This window comes from Actinophytocola sp. NPDC049390 (assembly GCF_044466355.1).
Lineage (GTDB): Bacteria > Actinomycetota > Actinomycetes > Mycobacteriales > Pseudonocardiaceae > Actinophytocola.
In genome coordinates this window covers 64,291-73,666 of record NZ_JBITMQ010000011.1, presented here as the reverse complement: position 1 = coordinate 73,666, position 9,376 = coordinate 64,291, and the positions used below count along the sequence as shown (strand labels likewise).

Sequence of the window (9,376 nt, the reverse complement as noted above, 5' to 3'; positions counted from 1 at the left end):
CCGACCGCGGTGTTTGGTGTTGCGCCCCCCGCCCCCCCCCCCCACCGCCCCACACCCCACAACTCGCTATGTCCTGACGCGCGACTCGCGGTGTTTGAGCACGCGACTCGCGGTGTTTGAGCACGCGACTCGCGGGGTTTCAGCGCGTGACTCGCGGGGTTAGCTGGGGTTTATGTGGGCTCTTGGGACTACCTGGGTTACCGGGCCTGCTGTTTCTTGGCCTGCTCGGGCTATCCACGCGGTCATCTCGCGTTGGACGGCGGCCAGGGTGGGCCTGCGGGCCGGGTCCTTGTCCAGGGACGCCTGCAGCAGGCGCAGGTGGGTGCTGCGCTGTGGGAGGTGGGACAGGGGTTCGGCTTTCGCCGCGGCCATCAGGGCCGCCATGGCGTTCTCGCGGACGCCGCGGGGCGGGTGACCGGCCAGCGCGAAGCTCACCGTCGCCGCCAGTTGCCACGCGTCCGACGCAGGGGTGGCCGTCGCGCCCGTCGCGGTCTCCGGGGCGAGGAAGTCGGGGGTGCCGACCATCATCCCGGCCGCCGTCAGCGTCTGGTCGCCCTTGGACCTCGCGATGCCGAAGTCGATCAGGTGCGGGTTGCCGTCCGGGTCGACGATCACGTTCGCCGGCTTCACGTCACGGTGCAGCACGCCCTTCGCGTGCGCCGCCGACAGTGCGCCCGCCATCGTCAGCCACAGCCGCGCGGCCTGCAGGTCGGACAGGTTGCCCTGCCCGTGCACGACCTCCGCGAGCTGGTCGCCCTCGATGTACTCCATGATCAGCCCGAGCCCGTCGGTCTCGGACACGATGTCGTACACACGCACGCAGTTCGGGTGGTGCACGGCGGCCAGCGCACGGGCCTCCCGCAGCATCCGCTCCTCGGTCTCGGCGTCCGGCGCGTGCGCCATCTTGATCGCGACCGTGCGGTTGAGCTGCGTGTCCTTCGCGAGCCACACGGTGCCGAAGCCGCCCGTGCCGAGCTGGCGCAGCTTCTGGAACCGACCGCTCGCCGGCTTGAGCACCGACGTCGGCTTCTCCGACGGGAACGGCAGCGGCCCGGGGTCGGCCGCGAGCGCGGCGAGCGCCTGCCGGTCCGGCTCGGGCTCCCGCATCTGCGGTGCGACCTTCGTCGGCGGCGGCGTCCGCGCGGGCTGGTTCTGCGACGGCGGCACGTACGGCGGCGGCGGTGGCGGCGGCACGTACGGGGGCGGCTGCTGACGGTGCTGCTGCGACGGCGGCGGTGACGGCTGCGGCGGCGGCTGCATCGCACGCTGCTGCGCGTCGGCACGACGCTGCTCGGCCGCGCCCTCCGCCTTCTGCCGCCGCTCGATCACCGACCAGCTCGGCGGCCCCACCACCAGCAACGGCAGCAACCCGAGCACGCTCGCGAGCAGCACCCCGATCCACATGTAAGTGGCGACGTTGACCTTCACGGCCACGCTCAGCAGCAGCGCCGCGAGGAACGGCAGCCAGAACAGCCTGCCCGGCCACTTGGCGCCGCGCCGGAACGCGAGCCGCGCCTGCATCCACACGAACAGCAGCGCGAGGCCCGGCACCACCAGCAGCATCACGTACCGGAGCAGCAGCATCGGGCCGCTCTCGAACGGGTGGAACAGCACCTCGTAGACGGTCGGGCGGCCACCGAGGAAGTAGTCCTGGTTGCTGACCCACCCGCAGAAGCCGAGCTCCATCGAGTCGGCCTCGGCGATGCTCAGCCCGGTCCCGGTGTTGCGGCGGACGTTCGCCTCGCGGTTGGTGAACACCGTGAGGAACGTCTCGGACGTGCCCATCGTGTACAGCCACGGCAGCAGGAACGCGAACACGCCCCCGAGCAGGCCGAACACGGACAGCGTCGCCGCGTTGTAGGTGTTGCCGGTGCCCTTGCGGACCAGCGCGATCAGCACGGCGCCCAGCGGCGGCAGCAGCCCCACCAGGAACCCGGCCATGATCGTGGCCCACACCCAGTCACCCGGGCAGAACTTGGGCTGGAAGAGATCGTGGGCGAGAGAGATGAGCGAACTACCCATCTCCACGAGCAGATTCACGATCCCTCCCCTCCCCGTTGTCCATGAGACCAGAAGAACACGTTCGCGGATCCACCCTATGTCGACTCGTTATGTCGACGCTGACGACGGTGACCAGGTTGCCGTAGAGGGCTAAGTTGACTTTCCATGGGTAGCTACCAGGACGCGTACCGACGGAGCCTCGCGGACCCGGAAGCCTTCTGGCTGGCGGCCGCCGAGTCGATCGAGTGGGACACCCGGCCGACCCGAGCCCTCAGCGACAACGACACGGGCGACGACACGGACAACACGGCTCCGCGGTACCGCTGGTTCCCCGACGGCGTGCTGAACACGTGCCACAACGCGCTCGACCGCCACGTCGCCGGCGGTCGCGGGGACCAGCCGGCGCTCGTGTACGACTCGCCGGTGACGGGGAACAAGGCCTCGTTCACCTACCGTGAGCTGCGCGACGAGGTGGCCGTGTTCGCGGGCGCCCTGCGCGACCTGGGGGTCGCCAAGGGCGACCGGGTGATCATCTACATGCCGATGGTCCCACGCGCGGTCGTCGCCATGCTCGCCTGTGCCCGGCTCGGCGCGATCCACTCGGTGGTGTTCGGCGGGTTCGCGCCCAAGGAGCTGGCGAGCCGCATCGAGGACGCGACGCCGAAGGTGATCGTGGCGGCGTCCTGCGGCATCGAGCCGACGCGGATCGTCGAGTACAAGCCGATCATCGACGAGGCGCTGAGGACGACCACCCACCAACCGGAGACGGTCGTGGTGCTCCAGCGCGAGCAGGCCCGCGCGACGCTCGGTGACCGCGACGTCGACTGGGAGGACGCGGTCGCGCAGGCGTCCCCCGCCGACTGCGTGCCGGTGGCGGCGACCGACCCGCTCTACATCCTCTACACGTCCGGCACGACCGGTAAGCCGAAGGGCGTGGTCCGCGACAACGGCGGCCACGCGGTCGCGCTGGCGTGGTCACTGCCCAACATCTACGACCTGCACCCGGGCGAGGTGTGGTGGACCGCGTCGGACGTCGGCTGGGTCGTCGGCCATTCCTACATCGTCTACGCGCCACTGATCGTCGGTGCGACGACCGTGCTCTACGAGGGCAAACCGGTCGGCACCCCGGACGCGGGCGCGTTCTGGCGGGTCATCTCCGAGCACGGGGCGAAGGCGCTGTTCACCGCGCCGACCGCGTTCCGCGCGATCAAGCGGGTCGACCCGTCGGGCGCCGAACTGGAGAAGTACGACCTGTCCGGCTTCAAGACCCTGTTCCTGGCCGGGGAGCGGCTCGACCCGGAGACCTACCACTGGGCGAGCGAGAAGCTCGGCGTGCCGGTGGTCGACCACTGGTGGCAGACCGAGACGGGCTGGCCGATCTGCGCGAACCCGCGCGGCCTCGACGACCTGCCGATCAAGCCGGGTTCCCCGTCGGTCCCGATCCCCGGCTACGACGTCCGCATCCTCGACGCGACGGGCGCGGAGATGCCCCGCGGCGACGAGGGCGCGATCGTCATCAAGCTCCCGCTGCCACCCGGCACCCTGCCGACGCTCTGGGGCGACCACGACCGGTACGTCGAGTCGTACCTGTCGCGCTACGACGGCTACTACCTGACGGGCGACGGCGGCTACGTCGACGAGGACGGCTACGTGTTCGTCATGGGCCGCACCGACGACGTGATCAACGTGGCCGGCCACCGCCTGTCCACCGGCTCGATGGAGGCGGTGCTGGCGTCGCACCCGGCGGTCGCGGAGTGCGCGGTGATCGGTGTCGCGGACGCGTTGAAGGGGCAGCTGCCGCGCGGGTTCGTGGTGCTGAAGGCGGGTGTGGACGTCGACGAGCCGACCCTGCGCGACGAGCTGGTGGCCGCCGTGCGTGAGCAGATCGGCCCGGTGGCGGCGTTCCGTGACGTGTCGGTCGTCGACGGGCTGCCGAAGACCCGCTCGGGCAAGATCCTCCGCAAGACGATGCGCGGCATCGCCAACGGCCGCGACGAGCCGGTGCCGTCGACGATCGAGGACCCAGGCGTGCTGGACGCGCTGCGGCCCATCCTGCGCGGCGCGTCAGAGTGAGACGAGCAGTTCCAGCAGCACGTCGCCGGTCTCCTCGTCCGTGACCGCCTCGGCGGTCGCCGCCACCGTGCCGGAGAGGTCGCCGAGCCAGGCGCGCACGGTCGCGGCGGCGGTGTCCGGCCAGCCCGGCACGGTCAGCCAGTACTCCCTGCCCGCGCGCCCGAACGTGTCACGGACGAACACCAGCAGGTGGCTCGCTCCAGCGTGGGTCGCGAGAGCGGCCTCCCATGTGCGCAGGTACGGGGTGAGGTCGCCCTCGATCTGCCCGATCGCGCCCAGCAGTTCCTCCGCGCCGGGGTCGGCCGGGAACCGCGTGAGTGTCGTGCTCCAAACGGCGTGCATGAAGTCGGTGACGGCCTGCTGTTCGCTCGCGGGCCAGCCGCGCCAGTCCGCGCGCCGGACCTTGCTCATGACGAGACCGAGGTCGGGATAGCCGCCGAAGCCGTCGGTGACGGCGATGTGCAGTATCCGCGGGAGGAAGTGGCGGAAGTCCGCCGCGCCGCCCGCGGTGCTCAGCACGTCGACCGTGTAGGGGCGGATCGTCTCGGCGGGGATTTCCCGCAGCGGTACCGGTGCGAGCAGCCGCTTCACGGTGGCGGGGTCGACACAGTGCGTGCAGTAGTCGATCGCCGTCGGCCGGTCCCGGCGTGCGAACGCCGAGTACAGCCCGTCGAGGGCGGCGTCGAACGTGGCCTGCATGCCTCCATGATCCCGTGGCTGTCACGTCGTTTACCGCGCCCATCCCCCGAGGTGCCGACCCCGTCTACGACCTAAGGCGGACGACGGCTCCGAAGTTCCGACCTAGGTTCGATGACAGGACACCGGGGAGGGGGAACCATTGCGGTACAAGGGGTTCGCAGGAGTGTTGGCGATCGCGGTGGGGTTGGTATTCGTGCCCGCCGCGAGCGCGACGGCGGTCGCGGTGCGGGGTGACGACGTCGTGCTGCCGAACCTGGACGACGACAGCGGGAGGTGTCATGTAACGCCAGAACAGATGGACTCGGTCGGCCCGGCAGTCGACGCCGAGCTGGCCGCGTGCCACGACGCCGCCGACGACGTGGTGAACGGGCGCGCCGACGCGAAGGACCTCGCGCGGTTGACGGCTCGCGCGAGCACGTCCGGCCGGATCACTGTCGAGGGTCGCGCACGGGTGTTCGTCCGGCGTGGCGACTGGGTGCCTGCCACCGAGCTGACAGCCCGCGAGTTGCGGCGGGGTGTCGAGCTGGGGGTCGAGGCCACGGACGTGCGCCGTCCGGACTGGGACGGCCGGGTCACGGTCACGCTCACGGCGGGCGACCGGACGGTCAGCCACCGGCTCACGGTCGCGCCGCTCATGCTGCAACACGACCTGCAGCGCGCCACGACCGTGTTCGCCGCGAAGCCCGGCGCAGGCCAGGGTCGCCCCGACGGCTGGCAGTGGCTCGACGGCGCCTGGGAGCCGCACGACTGGGAGTCCTTCAGCGCCGACCTCGAGAAGGCGGGCGCACCGATGCGGTACCTGACCGGGACCGACCTGTGGTGGCAGGACAACTGGTGGCAGGACTTCTTCGAGCCCGCCTACGCCACGGCCAACGGCCGGACCATGCGGTTCGCGATCCGCTCCGCCAACACCTGGGACGTGGGCGTCCGCACCCCGCGCCCCGCGTCCCGGGCGGTGTTCCGCGACCTGCGCGGCCCGGACGTCGCGGTCGTGCAGGCCATGGCCGACGACGGCCGCGACGCGGTCAAGGACCTGCGCAACGCGACCGGCAACATCGAGTCGCTGCCGCCGTACCGGGGCTACCCGGACGGACGCCTTGTCTACGGGTCCGACCCGCGCAGCGTCCTGACTCCGGACCCGGCGTTCATCGGGCTCCTGACCAGCCAGAACACGCAGCCGCCTGTCGTGATCGACACGTCCTGGCTGCTGGTGGGTCACGCCGACGAGACGACCCATGTGGTCAAGGCCCGCAACGCACGCGGCTGGACGATCATGGTCGCCGACCCGCGGCTGGCACTGTCGACGCTGAGGAACGCCCAGGCGGCCGGCCACGGCGACGCCCGGTTCACCGGTGCGCGGCTGACCGCCACGATCGACGAGGTGCTGGCCGACGAACGGCTGCTGGCCGACAACGAGGAGGCCGCGCGGCACATCGACGACCAGATCTCCGTGCTCGCGGCGGAGACCGGGCTGACCGACCTGGTCCGTGTGCCGGTCCTGTTCACGAAACCCCGGGAGATCGGCCTGTTCGTGGCGGCGACGCCGGGCATCCCGAACGGGCTGTCGATCGACGCGCACACGTTCGCCGCTCCCGACCCGCACGCACCCGTGGTCGACGGCGAGGACATCTTCCAGTCCGTGACCGAACGCGCCCTGCGGGGCGTGGACGTCCACTGGGTCGAGGACCAGGGGTGGGCGCACCTGGGCGGCGGCGAGGTCCACTGCACGACCAACGCGTGGCGCGAGGTCGGCTGATTACGGGGTTCTTACGCGCGGGAACGAGCCCCGGCCGAGGCCACTCCCACGGTCATGAACACGCGGGAGTGGCCGGGGCACGGGTCAGAGGTTGATCATGTGGCCCGCGAGGCCGTGGACGGCCTCCTTGACGGCCTCGCCCAGGGTCGGGTGGGCGTGGATGTTGCGGGCGACCTCGTGGACGGTCAGGTCCCACTGCTGGGCCAGCGTCAGCTCGGGCAGCAGCTCGGTGACGTCCGGGCCGATCAGGTGCCCGCCGAGCAGCTCGCCGTACTTGCCGTCGGACAGCAGCTTGACGAAGCCGCGGGCGTCGCCCAGGCCGTGGGACTTGCCGTTCGCGGTGAACGGGAACTTCGCGACCTGCACGTCGTAGCCGGCCTCGCGGGCCTGCTCCTCGGTGTAGCCGAAGCTCGCGATCTGCGGCTGGCAGTACGTGGCCCTGGGCACCATGCGGTAGTCGATCGGCATGGTCTCGACGCCGCCGATGGTCTCGGCCGCGACGATGCCCATGGCCTCGGCGGTGTGCGCGAGCATGAGCTTCGCGGTGACGTCGCCGATCGCGAAGATGTGCGGCACGTTGGTGCGGCTGTACTCGTCGACGTCGATGGCGCCGCGGTCGGTGGTGGCCACGCCGGCGGCCTCCAGGCCGTAGCCGGAGATGTTCGGCTGGAAGCCGATGGCCTGCAGGACCTTGTCGGCCTTGAGGGTCTTCTTGTCGCCCTTCGCGTCGGTGACCTCGACGGTGACCTGGTCACCGGAGTCGTCGATCGACTCGACGCGGGTGGAGGTCATGACGGTGACGCCCAGCTTGCGGTAGTGGCGCGCCAGCTCCTTGGACACCTCGGCGTCCTCGAGCGGCACCATCCGGTCGAGGAACTCGACGATGGTCACGTCGACGCCGTAGTTGGCGAGCACGTACGCGAACTCGACGCCGATCGCGCCGGCGCCGGCGATGATGATGCTGCCGGGCAGCTCGTCGGCGAGGATCTGCTCCTCGTAGGTCACGACGCGCTCGGACAGCGACGTACCGGGCAGCAGCTTCGCGGACGCGCCCGCGGCGATGATGCAGTTGTCGAAGGTCACGGTCTCGCCGTTGACCTCGATCGCGTTCGGCCCGGTGAACGTGCCACGGCCCGTGAACTCCGTGATGCCGTTCTTCTTCATCAGGTAGTGCACACCCTTGACGCGCCCGTCTGCGACGGTGCGGCTGCGGGCGTGGGCCACCCCGAAGTCGAACCGGACGGTGCCGTCGACCTCGATGCCGAACGTCTTCTGTTCGGTGGTGAAGATGTGCGCCAGCTCCGCGTTGCGCAGCAGCGCCTTGGACGGGATGCAGCCGACGTTCAGGCAGACGCCGCCCCAGTACTTCTCCTCGATGACGGCGGTCGAGAGCCCCAGCTGCGAAGCCCGCACCGCGGCCACGTACCCACCGGGCCCGGCCCCGAGAACCACGACGTTGAAATGTGTGCTCACGATCCAACCCTAGGCGAACCGGGCACACCTGCGCCGCCCACGGTCGGCATGCACCGAGACCATCACAATTCGCGAACGCAAACATCAGGGAGTCGAGCATGGGTTTCGAGGTCCACGAGAAGGTGGTGGCCGACTTCGGCCTGTACCTGGCGGCCGAGGCCGGGGTCACGGTGCCGCTGATCGAGCGGCTCGCCCGCGACGAGGGGATGAGCGCGGACGGCTTCACCGGGCTGCTCGCCCCGCTCGGCGAGATCGTCACCGGCGATGCGTCGGTGCTCGTCGGGTCGGCGTTCAGCCTGATGCAGCGCAAGCTGTGCGACCTGGGTGACGCGGTCATCGGCGTCGCGAAGGACTACGGCTACACCGACTACGACCACCGGGCGCTGTTCGAGCGCACGGGGCTCGCGGGGGACACGGACGAGGACGTCAACTACGGCTCCGGGTACGGCTACTTCAACCCGCAGCGGGGCTACGACCTGCACCGGGAGGGCGGCGCGTCCCCGTTCACGTACACGCAGCTCGAACTGGAGTCCATCGACCGGCCGGACACCGACTACTCGGAGGACCTCGACACCGGCGCCGTGCTCGGCGTGCTCGACTGGATCTGGTCGGAGTTCGACGTCGACGGCGGGAAGGGCTTCACCGACTCGATCATCTCGCCGCTCGCGGGCAACTACAACAGCATCGAGGCCAACGGCAAGGCGTGGGAGAGCGTCGGCAACAACCTCGGCCTGCTCGCCGCCAACCTGGGCGACAACGCCACCAACCTCGCCGTCAACCACTGGCGGGGCCCGGCGTCGGAGGCGTTCGGCCAGTTCGTCGACCTGTTCTGGCACCGCGGCGCGGTGTGGGCCGGGCAGCGGATGGGCGAGTTCGTCGCGGCGGGGTTCGGCAAGATCGCGGAGGTCTCCAAGAAGATCGCCCAGCTCGCGATCGAGGCCATCCAGGTCATCATCGACGCCGCCCGCAAGATCGCGACCAAGGCGCTCCCGATCGTCGGCTGGGCGTGGACCGCGATCCAGTCGGCGGCCAAGTACATCGGCTGGGCGTTCGGCATCGACATCGACGACCTCTACGACGACATCAAGCAGATCGTCGAGACCGCGAAGGCGGTGTTCGACCTGTTCACCGCCATCGAGGACATCGTCTCGACCATGTCGGACTACTTCACGACGGTCGAGGAGCTGGCGGAGACCGTCAAGCAGATCCCCGAGGTCGGCAGCCTCACCGAGGCCCGGGAGACCGCCGAGGCGATCAGCGAACACCGCGCCGAGCTGAAGAAGACGAAGCAGGAGCTGGACGAGAGCGTCGCCGACGCGGACGACGCCCTCACCGAACTCGACGACATCGGCGCGAACGCGGGTTAGGAGATCA

The 9,376-nt window shown here is 70.3% G+C and carries 6 protein-coding genes; 3 read left to right on the top strand and 3 right to left on the bottom strand.

Features of this window, described 5'->3' with window-relative positions; genetic code table 11:
• Positions 1 to 159: 159 nt before the first annotated feature.
• Positions 160 to 2,022 carry a serine/threonine-protein kinase gene (locus tag ACIBVP_RS28280; protein WP_396109661.1) on the bottom strand — a complete coding sequence of 621 codons (1,863 nt, stop codon included), beginning with the start codon at positions 2,020 to 2,022 and terminating at the stop codon, positions 160 to 162.
• A 144-nt stretch (positions 2,023 to 2,166) separates the two neighbouring features.
• Between ACIBVP_RS28280 and ACIBVP_RS28275 the strand changes: the two genes are divergently transcribed.
• Positions 2,167 to 4,074 carry a propionyl-CoA synthetase gene (locus tag ACIBVP_RS28275; RefSeq protein WP_396109388.1) on the top strand — a complete coding sequence of 636 codons (1,908 nt, stop codon included), beginning with the start codon at positions 2,167 to 2,169 and terminating at the stop codon, positions 4,072 to 4,074.
• Here the strand turns inward: ACIBVP_RS28275 and ACIBVP_RS28270 are convergent.
• The gene (locus tag ACIBVP_RS28270; protein WP_396109387.1) at positions 4,066 to 4,773 is read right to left on the bottom strand and encodes a hypothetical protein; all 708 of its coding nucleotides are present in this window, start codon (positions 4,771 to 4,773) and stop codon (positions 4,066 to 4,068) included. The genes ACIBVP_RS28275 and ACIBVP_RS28270 overlap by 9 nt on opposite strands.
• 178 nt (positions 4,774 to 4,951) lie before the next feature.
• On the opposite strand from ACIBVP_RS28270, the gene ACIBVP_RS28265 reads away from it, so the two are divergent.
• The gene (locus ACIBVP_RS28265; protein ID WP_396109386.1) at positions 4,952 to 6,529 is read left to right on the top strand and encodes a protein-arginine deiminase family protein; all 1,578 of its coding nucleotides are present in this window, start codon (positions 4,952 to 4,954) and stop codon (positions 6,527 to 6,529) included.
• An 84-nt stretch (positions 6,530 to 6,613) separates the two neighbouring features.
• Here ACIBVP_RS28265 and lpdA read toward each other — a convergent pair whose 3' ends face one another.
• Positions 6,614 to 8,002 (bottom strand): dihydrolipoyl dehydrogenase, encoded by a 1,389-nt coding sequence (lpdA, locus tag ACIBVP_RS28260; protein WP_396109385.1) that lies wholly within the window; start codon positions 8,000 to 8,002, stop codon positions 6,614 to 6,616.
• A gap of 98 nt (positions 8,003 to 8,100) precedes the next feature.
• Here lpdA and ACIBVP_RS28255 point away from each other — a divergent pair, with 98 nt between their 5' ends.
• A complete protein-coding gene (locus ACIBVP_RS28255; RefSeq protein WP_396109384.1) occupies positions 8,101 to 9,369 on the top strand; it encodes a hypothetical protein in 1,269 nt (422 codons plus the stop codon).
• The last annotated feature ends 7 nt before the right edge of the window (positions 9,370 to 9,376 follow it).